16 protein-coding genes are annotated in these 15,001 nt (G+C 70.0%); 7 read left to right on the top strand and 9 right to left on the bottom strand.

All coding sequences use genetic code 11. The features are described 5' to 3' along the window. Position 1: 1 nt before the first annotated feature. The 3 genes from OG598_RS01565 to OG598_RS01555 are packed head-to-tail and all read right to left on the bottom strand — an operon-like array spanning position 2 to position 2,255. A complete protein-coding gene (locus OG598_RS01565) occupies positions 2-1,036 on the bottom strand; it encodes a hypothetical protein (protein ID WP_328652722.1) in 1,035 nt (344 codons plus the stop codon). Next, entirely contained in the window at positions 1,030-1,362 is a 333-nt protein-coding gene (locus tag OG598_RS01560) for a PadR family transcriptional regulator (protein ID WP_328652721.1), read from the bottom strand. Before OG598_RS01560 ends, OG598_RS01565 begins: the two co-directional genes overlap by 7 nt. Before the next feature lie 20 nt (positions 1,363-1,382). Next, a complete protein-coding gene (locus tag OG598_RS01555) occupies positions 1,383-2,255 on the bottom strand; it encodes an AraC family transcriptional regulator (protein WP_328652720.1) in 873 nt (290 codons plus the stop codon). 143 nt (positions 2,256-2,398) lie between these two features. On the opposite strand from OG598_RS01555, the gene OG598_RS01550 reads away from it, so the two are divergent. Both OG598_RS01550 and OG598_RS01545 read left to right on the top strand, forming a co-directional pair. Next, complete coding sequence (locus OG598_RS01550) at positions 2,399-3,019, top strand: GrpB family protein (protein ID WP_328652719.1); 621 nt, start codon at positions 2,399-2,401, stop codon at positions 3,017-3,019. 38 nt (positions 3,020-3,057) lie between these two features. After that, a complete protein-coding gene (locus OG598_RS01545) occupies positions 3,058-3,576 on the top strand; it encodes a hypothetical protein (protein ID WP_328652718.1) in 519 nt (172 codons plus the stop codon). A gap of 14 nt (positions 3,577-3,590) precedes the next feature. Here OG598_RS01545 and OG598_RS01540 read toward each other — a convergent pair whose 3' ends face one another. After that, complete coding sequence (locus OG598_RS01540) at positions 3,591-4,166, bottom strand: GNAT family N-acetyltransferase (RefSeq protein WP_328652717.1); 576 nt, start codon at positions 4,164-4,166, stop codon at positions 3,591-3,593. Positions 4,167-4,303: 137 nt separating this feature from the next. Between OG598_RS01540 and OG598_RS01535 the strand changes: the two genes are divergently transcribed. Continuing rightward, the gene (locus OG598_RS01535) at positions 4,304-5,116 is read left to right on the top strand and encodes a transglutaminase domain-containing protein (RefSeq protein ID WP_328652716.1); all 813 of its coding nucleotides are present in this window, start codon (positions 4,304-4,306) and stop codon (positions 5,114-5,116) included. On the opposite strand, the gene OG598_RS01530 is transcribed toward OG598_RS01535, so the two are convergent. The 3 genes from OG598_RS01530 to OG598_RS01520 form a co-directional block, all read right to left on the bottom strand. Then, positions 5,103-6,044, bottom strand: a complete 942-nt coding sequence (locus tag OG598_RS01530; RefSeq protein ID WP_328652715.1) for a redoxin family protein — start codon at positions 6,042-6,044, stop codon at positions 5,103-5,105. The two genes, OG598_RS01535 and OG598_RS01530, sit on opposite strands and share 14 nt — an antisense overlap. Continuing rightward, complete coding sequence (locus OG598_RS01525) at positions 6,045-7,271, bottom strand: epoxide hydrolase family protein (protein WP_112699541.1); 1,227 nt, start codon at positions 7,269-7,271, stop codon at positions 6,045-6,047. 155 nt (positions 7,272-7,426) lie between these two features. Continuing rightward, a complete protein-coding gene (locus tag OG598_RS01520) occupies positions 7,427-8,263 on the bottom strand; it encodes an SDR family oxidoreductase (protein ID WP_328652714.1) in 837 nt (278 codons plus the stop codon). Positions 8,264-8,382: 119 nt separating this feature from the next. Between OG598_RS01520 and OG598_RS01515 the strand changes: the two genes are divergently transcribed. The 4 genes from OG598_RS01515 to OG598_RS01500 all read left to right on the top strand — a co-directional run bounded on the left by OG598_RS01515 (position 8,383) and on the right by OG598_RS01500 (position 14,228). After that, complete coding sequence (locus OG598_RS01515) at positions 8,383-8,985, top strand: TetR/AcrR family transcriptional regulator (protein WP_328652713.1); 603 nt, start codon at positions 8,383-8,385, stop codon at positions 8,983-8,985. Between the two features lie 55 nt (positions 8,986-9,040). Further along, entirely contained in the window at positions 9,041-9,967 is a 927-nt protein-coding gene (locus tag OG598_RS01510) for an expansin EXLX1 family cellulose-binding protein (protein WP_328652712.1), read from the top strand. Between the two features lie 88 nt (positions 9,968-10,055). After that, positions 10,056-11,276: an MFS transporter gene (locus OG598_RS01505; RefSeq protein WP_328652711.1), complete on the top strand. Its 1,221-nt coding sequence runs from the start codon at positions 10,056-10,058 to the stop codon at positions 11,274-11,276. A gap of 156 nt (positions 11,277-11,432) precedes the next feature. Next, a complete protein-coding gene (locus tag OG598_RS01500) occupies positions 11,433-14,228 on the top strand; it encodes a TIM-barrel domain-containing protein (protein ID WP_328652710.1) in 2,796 nt (931 codons plus the stop codon). Between the two features lie 72 nt (positions 14,229-14,300). On the opposite strand, the gene OG598_RS01495 is transcribed toward OG598_RS01500, so the two are convergent. After that, positions 14,301-14,567, bottom strand: a complete 267-nt coding sequence (locus OG598_RS01495) for a hypothetical protein (protein ID WP_328652709.1) — start codon at positions 14,565-14,567, stop codon at positions 14,301-14,303. Then, positions 14,564-14,830: a hypothetical protein gene (locus tag OG598_RS01490; protein ID WP_328655240.1), complete on the bottom strand. Its 267-nt coding sequence runs from the start codon at positions 14,828-14,830 to the stop codon at positions 14,564-14,566. The genes OG598_RS01495 and OG598_RS01490 overlap by 4 nt, the downstream gene beginning before the upstream one ends. Between the last annotated feature and the right edge of the window lie 171 nt (positions 14,831-15,001).

The following is a 15,001-nucleotide window of genomic DNA, read 5'->3' as shown; positions in this document are numbered from 1 at the left end:
CTCACCCGTTCGCCGATCGGGTGCCTCGATGGGGCTTTCCGCTCGCCTTGTAACTCCAGCCCGTGGCGCTGCGCGTCTGGACCAGAGCGACCGGCGCGGTGGGCGCGGACCGGGCCGCCCGGATGGTGTACGCGAGCGCGTACGGCGTGCAGGCCAGGTAGAGCATGGGCTCTATCAACACCCGGTTGGTGATCAGGAAGATCTCCCAGTCGATCGGCCGGGGCAGGCCGAAGTTCCAGTCCGTCCAGCAGGCGAAGAGCCACAGCGGCGCGGAGATCGGGTCGACGCGCTCCCGTGCCTCGATCGTCGGCCCGGCGCCGAATCCGGCGGGGTATGCGTCGACGATGACGAGGATCACCGCGAGGTCCGCGGCGACGAGTGCGCCGAGGACGCCCACCCACCAGGCCGCGCGGACGCGACCCCGGGCGGCGAGGCTCGCCGCGGCCCAGAGCGTGAGGGTCAGGCCGGCCAACCAGAGCAGCAGACCGGGTACGGCGTCGGCCAGGCCCTCGGCGTTGACGACGTACCTGAAGTTGACGACGTACACGAACAGGATGACGGCCGTACCGACCGGGAGCACCACGCCGAGCGCGATACGCAGTGGGCCGTCGAGTGCGTTGTGCCGGGCCCAGCGGGCGGCGAACACCGCCAGCACGACCGCCAGCACGATGGTGAACGCCGCCCAGACCGGCCTCTGCGCCCGCTCCACCCAACTCGCCCGCACCAGCAACGAGTCGACGGAGAACAGCGCCAACACACCGAGGGCCACGATCCCGACGCAGGCGATCGGGGACAGCAGTAGCGCTGCGGCGGTGCGGCCGGCCCGACCACGCATCACTGTGCGGTCGACGAGTGGGGCGCCGGCGCGGCTGACGGCCAGGCTCGCCGCGAAGCCCACCATCGTCGTCCAGCGACCGCTCTCGGCGAGGACGTGCAGCTCGGCGGCCCACTCGCGACGCAGGTCGTCGCGAACCTCGGCCGGCCAGCGGCGCGCGGCCAACTCCAACAGCAGCTCGGCGACCCTGCGGGTCACCACGCCGGCGCCCCGGTGGGCTCGGCGCCGCCCCACGATGGACGGCCGTCGGGGATCGCGGCCCGCAGGTCGGCGAGCGCCTGGCGGGCCTGCGTAACGCCCTCGGCGGTGAGTCGGTAGTAGCGGCGGGCCGGCCGGCCGGCCGCGACGGGGTCGATCGCCTCCCAGTCGGCGGCCAGCCAGCCGGCCCCCTGCAACCGGTGCAGCACCGGGTAGAGGGTGCCGCTGGGCAGGCCGGTCAATCGCATCAGGTCGAGCCCGTAGCGCTGCTCGTCGGGCTCGGCGAGCAGCGCCGCGAGCACCTTCGCGACCGGAATCGTCATCCGCATCCGACCACTGTATCGGAACTCTACATAGGGGTGGGTACCCGTTCGACGGGAATCCACAGCTCGGCGTCCGCCTGGGTGCCGTCCGCCGACACCCGGACCCGGGAGATCTCCGGTCCAGGTCGGCTGCGGTACGGGTTGGACGGAAACCACTGGGTGAACACGTCACGCCACAGGTACTGCACCGCCTGCGGAAAAGCGCCGGAGGTGGTGAAGACCGCCCACGACCCGGCCTGCACCGGCAGCGCGTCCAGGTCCTCCGGCGGCGCGGCGCCGGTCACCACCCCGTGCCAGTAGTCCAGCTCGGTGCCCTCCTGCCGGCTGTCGGCGAGGTTGTCGCTGACGTTGACGATTCCTTTCGGCTCCTGATCGGAGAGCGCCTCGATCCGCTCGGTCGTCTCCTTGTCGATGCTCCGGATGAACGCGACGATCGCCGGGTTCATCCCCTCGTGCACCAGCGGGACCCGGGCCTTACGCCCCACCAGCGCGAACGCGTCCTTGTCGACGATCCGGTACTCCATGCTGCCGCTCCCTTCGACTGTGAGTCGGAAGGACATCCGGGGCTGGGCGCGCAGCGCTGCCCCCGTACGCCGAGCTTCTCCGGGGCCCACGCCGTGCACGGCGTGGAACGCCCGGGCGAACGCCTCCGCCGAGCCGTAGCCGTAGTGCACGGCCACGTCGAGCAACGTCCGCTCCCCCGCCAGCACGTCAGCACCGGCGACGGTGAGCCGACGCCGACGGATGTACTCCGACAGCGGCATCCCGGCCAGCGCGGAGAACAGCCGCCGGAAGTGGTACTCCGACGTCAGCGCGATCCGCGCCAGCTCGGCCACCTCGATCTTCTGGTCGAGGTGGCGCTCGATGTACGCCATGGCCTCGTTGAGCCGATCCAGCACCCGGGCCTCCTTCCCTTTCGAGTACCGACGCTAGGTCGCGGGGTCGGTCGCCCACCCGACATCCGATGCCCGCATCGGTCGGGTACGGCCGCACCGGTCGTCGTGTCGTAGCCTGGCGGACTTTGCTTCCCGAGGAGGTTGACGTGGCCGAGTATCCGCAGGACGTCGTGCAGCGCTTCCACGGCACCCCCGAACAGGCCGACGCGGGCCTGGTGGGCGAGCCGCCACGGACGTGGGAGTCCGTCGTGATCGAGGAGTACGACAGGTCCTGGGCACAGCGGTTCATCGCCGTCCGGTCGTCGCTCACCGAGGCGCTGGGTGGGCTGATCATCACTGTGGAGCACGTCGGGTCGACGGCGGTGCCGGGCCTTGCCGCCAAGCCTGTCATCGATGTCGACCTCGTCATCGGGGACACCGCCGAGGAGGCCGCCTATCTCCCCGCCCTGGAACGGCTCGGGTACCGGCTCGTCCTTCGGGAACCCTGGTGGCACGGGCACCGGATGCTTCTCAGCCCCGCCGAGGACGTCAACCTGCACGTCTGGCCGCAGGGTGCGCCGGAACCCGTCCGGCACCTGCTCTTCCGCGACTGGCTGCGCTCGCATCCGCACGACCGGGAGCGGTACGCCGCGACCAAGCGCCGCCTCGCACGGGACACCGCAGACCGGCCCCGCGACTACAGCCTGGCGAAGAACGACGTCATCGACGAGATCTACGCGCGCATCTTCGCCGCTGCTGCGGCGGCGGCAACCGAGGCCGACGGTTGATAATCCTGGCGGTCACTCTGCCGGAAAAGGGGTCTTCGATGGTGCGATGGCACTGGGTCGTTCCGGTGGTGGCGGTGGCGATGATCGCTGGTTGTGACACCGACCCGGACGCCCCTGTCGACGCCGCGCTACCCCGCGGCGAGAGCCTCGGCGAGCTGCGTCAGCAGGCACGGGAGGCTTTGGCCCGGTACGACCAGGCCGTCATCGACGCAGGTGGCGCTGGCGCCGTCACCCCGACACCACCAGTGTGGAACTCCCCGCCGGGCATCGCCGTCGAGTCGGCGACCACGATCGGTGCCGGTACGCAGTTGGCGGCCACCTTCACCGGCGCTCGGGGACCAGCCACCGAGAGCTGCGGCGCCGACTATCACGCCCAGCCTGTCGAGTCGGCCAACGCCGTCGTGGTCATCGTCATCGCGCAGTATCACGACACCAGCGAGGTGTGTCCCATGTCGGGCTACCAGCGCACCGTCACCTTCAACCTGGCCCAACCGCTGGGCAAGCGGCCGGTCCTCGAGATACGCCAAGGGCAACCGGTCCCGCTCACCCGCAGGTGAGGCAATCAGCGTGTTCAGCGCGGCGGCTGCTGCATGATCCAGGTGGGCACGGGCTCCGGCAGGAAGCCCGCCACCTCCCAGCCGGCCCGGCGGTACAGCTCGACGTTGACCGGGTTGCTGGTCTCCAGGATCGCCGGCAGGCCGTCGGCGGCGGCGCGGTCCAGCCCGGCCCGCATGACGGCACGGCCCCAACCGCGTCCGGCGCTGTCGGGGTGGGTGCCCAGGACGCCGAGGTACCAGAACGGGAACGTCGGCAGGGCGGCGTGCACGGCGTCGTCGTAGCTCTGGACGCGGGCCAGCACGTCGGCGGGGTAGTGCGCGGCGAGCCCGGCCTTCGGTGACCCGGTCGGCGACCCCGCCGGTGGCTCCCAGATGGCGACCGACGCGCCCCCACCGAGCGTCCAGATCGACGACTGGTGCACCCGCTTGTCGAAGAGGTGCCCGAAGAAGACGGCGGCGTACCGCGGATAGGTTTCCTCGTCGGGGAAGAGGCACCGCAGGATCGGATCCTTCACGAACGCGGCGACCAGCGTATTGACCACCGCGTCGCGGTCCGCCGGGGTGGCGATGGTGATCTCGGGCGTCGTCACAGCAGTCGACACTATCCGGAGAAGCGCCTTGACCCTGACACGGTGGCGGGCCGGAGACTGGCCGCATAGACCTCGATGACTACCGGGAACACTCCCCCTACAGCGACCCTGGTCGGCGCGGCGGGCTCCTCGACGCCGTGGCGTCCGACGTCTCCACAGTGGCGGCGATCGCCCGCAACGTGATCGTCCACTACCGGGCCGGCGGCGTTGACCTGCCCGTCGACCGGCTGGACGAGGTGAACCTCCGCTGGGTGGACCGCATCCTCGACACCGACCAGTCCCGCTTTCCCCTGCCGCTCACCGCTGAGCGCTCGGCGGTGGACCGGGTGGCCGGCTGCTGCCGGGACCACACACTGCTATCGGTTGCGATCCTCCGTCAGCACGGCATTCCCAGCCGCAGCCGGGTCGGCTTCGCCTCGTACTTCACCCCCGGTTGGCACCACGATCACGTGCTGCTGGAGTACTGGAACGGCGAACGCTGGGTCTGGGCCGACCCGGAACTCGACCCGGCCGGCGACTGGCGGTTCGACGGCTACGACATCGACCCGACGGCCGGCCTCTTCGACTCGGCGGCGCGGGTGTGGTCGGCGTACCGGGCCGGGACGATCGACCCCGAGGTGTACGGCGTGAGCCCGGAGCTGCCGATCCGAGGTGCCTGGTTCATCTACACCTACGTCCTCCAGGAACTGGCCCACCGGCAGAAGGACGAGTTGCTGCTGTGGGACAGCTTCGGCGCGATGACCGACGACCTCGCCAGCGCCGACCTCACGCTCGCCGACGAGATCGCCGCCCTGCTGCTCGAAGCCGACGACGGCGACGAGGCCGCGGAGAAGGCGCTCGCCGACCGGTACGCGACCGACAGCCGTCTACGTCCCGGCGCTGAAATACGCAGCTTCTCACCGGTCTGCGGCACTGTGAACACTGTCGATCTGCACGTCAGCCGAAGGTGAAGGCGTACGCCTCGGCGCCGGGCTCGCCGAACGTGATCTCCAGGGTCCGCTCCCGGACCGCGCCGTCCTGGCGGACGAGCTGGTAGAGCCTGCCGTCCTGGAGTACGCCGTTGCCGTTCTCGTCGACGTCGACGCCGTGTGACGGGCCGGGGGCGTCGCCGTCGAGCAGCACGCGGAACGGGATCGACGCTCCCGCCCCGGGGGCCAGCACGAGATGCGCGTCGCGAGCGTGGAACCGGAAGGCGATGCCGCCGCGGGCCCGGTCCAGCACGACGTTGTCCGACCCGATCGTCCACTCCCCCGCCAGCGCCCACTGGTTGAGGCCGAGGCTCTCCGGCACCTGGTAGGCGCGGCGTTCGTCGAGTGCCGGGCCATTCGGCGACGCGAAGTGTTCGCCGCGACCGAAACCGAGGTACGTCTCGGGCGTGCGCAGGTTGGCCCAGTCGGCGTCCGCCTCCGGGCCGAGACCCTTGACGGGTACGGGTTTCCGCTCGATGCCGAGCAGTTGCTGGAGCACCCGTTCGGACTCTTCGTAGCGTCCCTCGCCGAAGTGCTCGTCGCGGATGACGCCGTCGGTGTCGACGAAGTAGAGCGCCGGCCAGTAGTGGTTGTCGAACGCACTCCAGATCGCGTAGTCGTTGTCGACAGCCACCGGGTAGTCGATCGATCGGGCCGCCACCGCCCGCCGCACCCAGTCCACGTCGTGCTCGAATCCGAACTCCGGGGTGTGCACCCCGACGACGACCAGCCCGTCATCGCGGTAGGCCTGCGACCAGGCACGCACGTACGGCTCCTGGCGCAACCAGTTGATGCAGGTCAGCGTCCAGAAGTTGATCAGGACGACGCGCCCACCCAGGTCGGCGAGGCCGAGTGGCTCGGAATTGAGCCACTCGGCGGCCCCGTTGAGCGGGGGCACGTGCACGGCCATCTAGCGCAGTGACCGGAAGGCGGTGCGAAGCTCTTCGGAGAAGATCTTCGGCTGTTCCCAGGCCGCGAAGTGCCCGCCCACGTCGAGCTTGTTGTAGTAGATGAGGTTGGAGTACGCCTGCTCGGCCCAGCTCTGCGGCGCCTCGTACAGCTCGTCGGGGAAGACGCTCACGGCGACCGGGACGTTCACGCCCTTGGCGGCGAAGAACGACAGCTTGTTCTCCGCGTACAGACGGGACGCGGAGATTGCGGTGTTCGTCAGCCAGTAAAGCGAGATGTTATCCAGGATGTCATCGCGGGTGAGGCCCGCTTGGGCCCCATCGAAGACCTGCGCGATCAGGGCCAGACTCTTCGCGTCGTGGTCGAGCAGGAAGGACGCCAGGCCAACCGGAGAATCCGCCAGCCCGGTCAGCGTCTGCGGACGTGTCGCCATCATGAGGGCGTACGCGACATGTTTCCAGACGTAGTTGGCTTCCTCGGCGGCACGCATTTCGTCGTCGGAGAGCCCGGATGGCAGCGAGCCCATGGCGTTGTTCGCGCCGGTGGTGTCGCCCTGGAACAGCAGGTCGATCTCCGGCGGGATCGCACCGGGCATATTGGTGTGGATGCCGAGCAGTTCCGGAGGCGCCTGAATGCCCATCTGGTCGACGATGACCGCGCCCCAGTCGCCGCCCTGCGCGACGAACCGGTTGTAGCCGAGCCGCTTCATCAGCTCGGTCCAGGCGGTCGCGATCTTCTGCGGGTTCCACCCCGACTCGGTCGGCTTGCCGGAGAAGCCGTGGCCGGGAAGCGACGGAATCACCAGGTGGAAGGCGTCCGACTCGCTCCCGCCGTGCGCCGTCGGGTCGGTGAGCGGCTCGATGATCTTCATCTGCTCGATCACCGAGCCCGGCCACCCGTGGGTGACGATGAGCGGCAGCGCGTCCTCGTGCTTCGAGCGCACGTGGATGAAGTGGATGTCCACCCCGTCGATGGTGGTCATGAACTGCGGTACGGCGTTCAGCCGCGCCTCGACCTTGCGCCAGTCGTACTCTTTCTCCCAATAGCGGGCGACGGCCTGAATGGTCGCGAGTGGCACGCCCTGCGACTGGTCGTCCACAGTTTCCTTGTCCGGCCAGCGGGTGGCTTTGATGCGCCTCTTCAGGTCATCAAGGTCGGCCTGAGGAATGTCGACCGAGAACGGCCGAATCTCCGTGGTGCCGGGACGAGTCTTGGTTTTGACAGCCATGCGTGTTTCCTCTCCGTCTAGGTTTGCGCCTCGCGAGGAGAAATCATGGGTGAAAGGCTCTGCCCGGACTTATGTGCCAAGGATGGGCACGCCGCCGCCATATCTCGGAGCCTAGAACGCCGCACCGGTTGCTCGTGGCGATACGAGCAGCCCTCTCATCCGTCAGCTCCGGGGGCCGCGACGGCGTGTTCGGCGGCGCGGCTGACCTGCTCCCAACTCGCCCAGGTGTCCATCCGGCGACGGGCGATGTCGAACGCCAGGTCGTACACCATGCTGCCGAGCAGCAGCCGCAGCGGCGGCTCGTCGCTGTCGACCAGTTGCAGCAGCGCCTCGGCGGCCAGCCGCGGTTCGCTGTCGATCGAGCCTTCCGCCCACTGCCGCTCCAGCTCGGCGCGCAGTGGCGCGTAGGCGTCCATCGGGGTGGTGGCGCGCACGCTGGTGTAGAGGTCGGTCCAGTATCCGCCCGGCTGCACGATGCTGAGCTTGATGCCGAAGGCCGCCGCCTCCATCGCCAGGGCCTCGCTCATGCCCTCCAGGGCGAACTTGCTCGCGCTGTACAGGCCGGTGCTCGGGAAGCCGCCGAGCGCGGCGATGCTGGAGACCTGCACGATGTGGCCGGACCGTTGGGCGCGCAGGTGCGGCAGCACTGCCTGACCGACCCAGAGCGCGCCGAACAGGTTGACCTCGAACTGAGCGCGCGCCTCGGCCTCGGTGAACTCTTCGATCATGCCCATGGACAGGGTTCCGGCGTTGTTGACGACGATGTCGAGCCGGCCGAAGTGCGCGACGGCGGTGTTCACGGCGGCGATGACCGCCGCGCGGTCGGTCACGTCGAGGGTCAGGGCCAGCAGCCGGTCGGCGTACTTCTCGTCGAAGTCGGCCTGGGCGATGGTCCGGGCGGCGGCGACCACCCGGTCGCCCCGGTCGAGTGCGGCGTCGGCGAAGGCGCGGCCCAGGCCGCGGCTGGCACCGGTGATGAACCAGGTACGCATGTGTTCTCCCAACGTTTCAAGACGAGACGGTCCGTCTCGCGATGTGCCGAGACTAGGCCCGCGACATCCCCGTCGTCAAGACGAGACGGTTCGTCTCGTCCGCTGGTATCGTTCCCCCCATGACGCCCAACACGGCCCGCCGGAGAGAGACCTCCCGACGCGCCATCCTCACCGCGGCCTTCGACCTGCTCCAGGAAACGGCGTACGCGAAGCTCAGCATCGAGGGCATCGCCGCGCGGGCCGGCGTCGGCAAACAGACCATCTACCGCTGGTGGCCGTCGAAGGGCGCTGTCATCTTCGACGCCTTCCTCATGCTCAGCGAGGCCACCGAGGGCGGGCCGCCGACGCTGCCGGACACCGGCGACCTGGCGGCGGACCTGACAGTGGTGCTGCGGGCGACGGTCGAGGAGATGAACGACCCCCGGTACGAGCAACCGATGCGCGCGCTGGCCACCGAGATCGCGCTCGACCCCGAGCTGGCCGCGGCGTACGCCGAACGGCTCGACGGGCCGTTGAAGGAGGCCAAGCGGCAGCGCCTGCGCAGCGCCCAGCAGGCCGGCCAGATCGCCGACGACGTCGACCTCACCGTGGCGGTGGACATGATCTGGGGGCCGGTGCTCAACCGCTGGCTGCAGCGCAGCGGGCCGCTCACCGCCGAGTACGCCGACCTCGTCGTCGCCACCGCCCTCAACGGATTGCGCCCCCGCCGATCCGGCGAGTGACGATCGGTGGGACGGCTTTGCGCTGCCACAGCGCCTTGCGGCAACATCAGGCGCCGTGACGGCACCAGGCACGGCCCCCGACAACGACATCCCGGCCGGCGACGACGGCACGCCCCGGTCGAGTCGGCGGGTCAGACACTGGTTGGCCGGCGCGGGGGTCACCGCCCTGGCCGCCGTCCTGGGCATCACCCTCGCGGTCCGCGGCGGCGCCACCCCGGCCTGTGCCGCGCCACCGACGGGCAACGCCATCCACAAGGGAACTGCCAGCTTCTACGACGCGGGCCGCTCGGGCGGCAACTGTTCCTTCCCGGGTCCGCCGGCGGACCGGCTCTACGTGGCCCTCGGCGCATCCCAGTACTCCGGATCGGCTGCCTGCGGCAGTTACCTGGAGGTGAGCGGCCCGAAGGGCAAGGTCCGGGTCATGGTCATGGACCAGTGCGGCGGCTGCGGACCCAGCAAGATCGACCTGTCCACCGAGGCGTTCACCAGGATCGCGGACCGGTCGCAGGGCATCGCGTCCGTGTCGTACCGGGCGGTGGTGAACCCGCCACTCGACGGAGGGCTCACCTTCCGGATGAAGGGCGGTGCCTCGAAATACTGGTTCGCGGTGCAGGTCGGCAACCACGGCAACCCGCTCCGCTCGGTCGAGGCGAAGGGACCGGGCGGCGGCTTCCGCAAGGCCGCCCGGCAGAGCGACAACCACTGGGCCATCGAGGGCGGGATCGGCCCCGGGCCGTACAGCATCAGGGTCACCGACGTGTACGGACGCCAGGCGACCGCCACCGGCATCCGCATGGTCACCAAGCAGGTGCAACGCAGCACTGCCACCCTCGCCAGCGCCTCCCCCACGCCCAGCAGCTCGCCCTCGGTCCCTCCGACCCCCAGCGCGGTGCCCTCGCCTACCCCGGCGGAGTCGGTCGCACCCACGACGACAGTTGAAGCCCTCGCTGGCGCCGCGCCACTCGACCGCCCCCGCTGCTGACCCTCGGAGCCTTCACGGCGCGTCTCGCCACCCGACGTGTCGGCTGGGCCAAGGTCAACATCCAGGGATGGAGTACTAGAGTCGGGGGGTGTCCGAGCAGCGCAGCCTTCCGCTGTGGGCGGGACGCACTGCCGCGCTGCTGGGCATCGTGCTCGTCGCATTCACCCTGCGCCAGGCGGTTGCGACGATATCGCCGATCCTCGGCGACATCCGGGTGGACATCCCGATATCGAACATCGGCGTCGGCCTGCTCGGCACGCTGCCACCGATCCTGTTGGCGGCATCCGGGTTCATCGCGCCGCGCGTCGCCCGTGGCTTCGGCCTCGACGGCGGCCTCGTGCTCGCGCTACTGCTCATGACCCTCGGCCATCTCGTGCGCGCGTTTGCCCCGGGCTTCGCGGTGCTGCTCGGCGGCAGTGTCGTCGCGCTCGCCGGTACGGGAATCGGCAATGTGCTGCTGCCGCCGATCGTGCGGCGCTACTTTCCCGACCGGGTGGCGCTGCTGACCGCCGTCTACGTCTGCGTCGTGGGCGTGGGCACGGCCGTGCCCGCCGCGGTCGCCGCTCCGGTCGCCGAGCAGGTCGGCTGGCGGTTCCTGCTCGGCCTCTGGTCGGTGAACTCGGTAGTCGCGCTCGTTCCGTGGCTGGTCATCATCGCGCGGGAGCGCCGCCAGCGACGCTCGGATGCCGTCGCCGTCGAGTCCCCGCCTCCCGCCCTCGTCACGCGACTGTGGCGGTCACGCGTGGCCCTGTCGATCACCGTCGTGTTCTCGACCAGCACGATCTGCACCTACGCGGCTTTCGCGTGGCTGCCCGAGATCCTCGGCGACATCGCCGGCTCGACGCCGACCGAGGCCGGTGTGCTGCTCGCCGTCACCGGGATCATCAGCGTGCCCGGCGCATTCATCGCGCCCCTGCTCGTCGCGCGGCTGCGCAATGTCGGCTGGCTGATCGCCGCCGGTGTCGCCAGCTTCGTGTTCGGCTACCTCGGCCTGCTGCTCGCGCCCGCGACACTCACACTGCTCTGGGTACTGCTCATCGGCTCGGGATCGATCCTGTTCCCGGTCTGCCTCGTGCTCATCAACGTTCGCACTCGAACCCAAGGCGGCACCGTCGCGCTGAGCGGCTTCGCCCAGGGGGTCGCGTACGCGCTCGGCGCGCTCGGTCCGCTGGTCGTCGGGCTGCTGCACGACGTGAGCGGCGGGTGGACCCTGCCGCTGCTGTTCCTGCTCGCTGTCACCCTCGTGGCGGCCATCCCGGCGATCACGCTTGCCAGGCCCGCGTTCGTCGAGGATGAGCTCGCCCACTGACGCACCGCTGGACCACAGTGGCGATCCTCGCCGACCCCTTCCTCGTCGCTGGTGAAAGAGAGAAGGGACACCCTCCGCGGTCCGTTGACATGTGTTTCAGGTGAGTGACAGCGTTGTCATCGACTCATTTCCTCCATTTGAGACGAGGAGCGCATCTTGCTCTATCGGAACTCACAGCGCCGCAGCGCGACAGCAGCCGCCGCAGTCGGCATCCTCATCACGGGGCTGGCGCTCGCCCCGTCCGCGCCGGCCCAGGCCAGCCGCCACCGGGCGCAAGACGGAGCCGTACGCTCGGGTGACGCACGTTTCGAGGTGCTGTCCCCGACCCTGATCCGCACCGAGTACCAGAAGGACGGCAGGTTCACCGACGCCGCCACGTTCAACGCCATCGGGCGCGACGATTTCCCCCGTACGCGTTTCACGAAGCACGTCGACCACGGCTGGCTCACCATCGACACCGGCGCGATGACGTTGCGTTACCGGGTCGGTTCGGGCGCGTTCACCGCCGACAACCTCACAGTGCAGCTCAAGGCCGGCAAGCAGGTCGTGCAGGGCCAGCCGTGGGCCGGTCACACCGCCCCGGCCTGCGCGTTCGGCGCGCTCTGCGAGGCCGAGTCGTTGCAGTTGAACGGCCCCGGCGTGGCCACCGACCACAAGGGATTCACCGGACGCGGCTTCGCGGCCGGCTTCGCCTCGTCCGGCGACTCGGTCACGTTCGCGCTGGACGCTCCCGAGGGCGGCACGAAGCAGCTCGCCGTCCGCTACGCCAACAGCACCGGCGGCGACGGCCAGAACGTGGACCGCACCCTGACCGTTCAGGTCGACGGCGACGCCGGCAACACGCTGACGCTGCCGCCCACCGCGAACTGGGACACCTGGGGCCTGGCCACCGTGCCGGTCGACCTCACCGCGGGCCGGCACGAGATCAGCGTCGTGCGGGGTCCGAACGACTCCGGCAACGTGAACGTCGACAGCCTCGCGGTGGTCAACCCGGGTGATTCGTTCCCGGCGCCGACCCCGCCCCAGCCGCAGCCCCTGCGGTTCGGCACGCTGGCAGAGGCCGAGACCGGCGCGCTGACCGGCGGCGCGAGGCCCGCGAACGACCACAACGGCGCATCCGGTACGGGATTCCTGGCCGGCCTGGAGAACACCAGCTCCGCCGACGCGCTCACCGTGACTGATGTTCCGTCCGCCGGTGACTACCAGGTGCAGATCCGCTACGCCAACGGCCAGGCCGGCGCCCAGCCGAGCCAGACGCGCACCATGTCGGTCACCGCGGGAACGGCGGCGCCGGTCACGGCGACCCTTCCGCCGACCAGCGGATGGGACTACTGGAACACCGTTTCCGTCCCGGTCCACCTCAACAAGGGCACCAACACGGTGACGCTGGGGTGCCCCACGGACGCCAGTTGCAACGTCAACGTCGACACGGTCGCCGTCACGAGCAAGGGCTCCCCGCTGCTCGCCCCGCACGCGCCGCTCGGCGGCTACCGCCGGGGCCTGGACGGCGTGACCGGTTCCGCCCTCACCGCTCCGGGCCTGCTCTACCAGGACGGCTGGTACCTGCTCGACGACTCGGCCTCGGCCCTGAGCACCACCAAGCCCCGGCCCGCCGCCGAACAGGACGGCTACGTCTTCGCGTATGGGCAGGACTTCACCCGCGCTCTCAAGGACCTGTCGACCCTGACCGGGCCCACGAAGCTGCTGCCGAAGTGGGCGTACGGGGTGTGGTACTCCGAGTACTACGACCGCACCGCCACCGAGTTCCAGAACCTGGTGACCCGGGCCAAGGCCGAAGGCGTGCCGCTGGACGTGCTCGTCCTCGACACCGACGTCAAGGCGCCGGACAAGTGGAACGGCTGGAGCATCGACCCCACCCGCATCCCCGACCCGAAGGCGTTCTTCGACTGGGCCAGGAAGCAGGGCCTGCACACCGGCATCAACATCCACCCGAGCATCCTCGGTTCGGACCCGAAGTTCGCGCAGGCGCAGGCCACCGCGAAGGGCAAGCTCCAGCGCGTCGGCTGCAACGGCGGCCCCGACTGCTACGCGTTCGACTTCGGCGACCCGGACCAGCTCACCGCGTACATGCAGCTCCACGACGGGATGATCCCGAAGGGCAGCAAGGGCCCGGACCTGTGGTGGCTGGACTGGTGCTGCGACAACACGAAGTCCTCGCTCGCCGGGGTGACCGCCGACGCGTGGATCAACAAGCAGTACGCCGACAAGACCGGCTTCGCGTTCTCCCGGGCGTACGGCTCGTTGCAGGCCGGCGGCTACAGCAGCCCGACCCCGGTGTCGACCGGGCCGTGGGCCGACAAGCGCACCACGCTGCACTTCACCGGCGACACCACCTCCGACTGGTCAACCCTGCAGATGGAGGTCGGCTACACGCCGGGCGAGTCGGCAGCGACCGGGCTGGCCGCTGTCAGCCACGACATCGGCGGGCACACCGGCGGCCTCCAGGAGCCGGGCAGCGAACCGGGCAGCACCAAGCTGCCCGACGACCTGTACGCCCGGTGGGTGCAGTTCGGCACGTTCCAGCCGATCGACCGGCTGCACTCCAACCACAGCGACCGGCTGCCCTGGCAGTACGGCCCGGCGGCGAACGCGTCGGCCAAGAAGTTCCTGAACCTGCGGGAGAAGCTGCTGCCGTACACCTACGCCGCAGCCAAGGAGGCCACCCGCACGGGTACGCCCATCGTCCGCTCGATGTACCTGGCGTACCCGAACGAGCAGGCCGCGTACGCCACCGCCGGTTCGCAGTACCTCTACGGCCCGGACTACCTGGTGGCACCCGTGACGACGCCCGGCACCACCGCCACGACGTCGGTGTGGTTCCCGCCGGGCAACAGCTGGACCGACATCTTCACCGGGAAGACGTACCGGGGCGGCACCACGCAGAACATCACCACCACGCTGGACACCATGCCGGTGTTCAAGAAGCACTAGAGCCTGTTTGCAGGGATCCGGACACCGGCCGGGTGGGGCAACCCACCCGGCCGGTTCGTTGCTTGGCTGGGCTCACCGTCGGTGGGGCCGGCGGGCCAGCGACAGCCAGCCGAGGAACCTGGCGTGCATCGCGGGCAGGTCCGGGCACAGCCCCAGGCCGTACACGTCGTCGATGGCCTCCTGCATCGACGCGGCCAGGTAGAACGCCAGCGCGATCGAATGACCGTAGAACTCGGTCACGAGGGCGAGCTGCGCCGGGCCGCACGGCCAGGGCGCGGCGCAGTTGCGGCACCGCCACGCCGGGCGCATCGGCAGGTGCGGGCGAGGGCGCGCGGTCATCCGACTCGCACCGGACGCCGTCGGCGTTTGGCTGGCCTGGTCGGTTTGACGGGCAGGGCTTGCAAACGCACGCCCGCGCGCATCACGTACAACTCGCGCCGCGCCACCGCGTCGCCCGCCGCGTTCAGCTGGTAACCCTCAATCCAGACCCACCCGTCGTACGTGTGCCGCTCGGGCAGCTCGCGGATGACGCGAACGAAGATCGGGTGCAGGAACTGCACGCTCGCCGCGGTGGTCAGGTGGACCACGTCGCCGGCCTTCATCTTCCCGATCGTCTCGGGTTTGTCGTCGGGCACGGTCTCCCCTTGGTGCCGTTGGGAAGGGGCCGCTCCCGTGAGTGCACGCCCGTCGGGAGCGGCCCCGCTACGAACGCGACCGCCGGATCTCGTGGGCCTACCAGCCGCGCCGCCTGGTGACACTCTGCTGTGGAGACC

It is taken from the genome of Micromonospora sp. NBC_00330 (assembly GCF_036136635.1).
In the GTDB taxonomy this organism is placed as follows: domain Bacteria; phylum Actinomycetota; class Actinomycetes; order Mycobacteriales; family Micromonosporaceae; genus Micromonospora; species Micromonospora salmantinae.
Note: the sequence above shows the minus strand (reverse complement) of the source record. Positions and strands in the feature narration are given on the sequence as shown.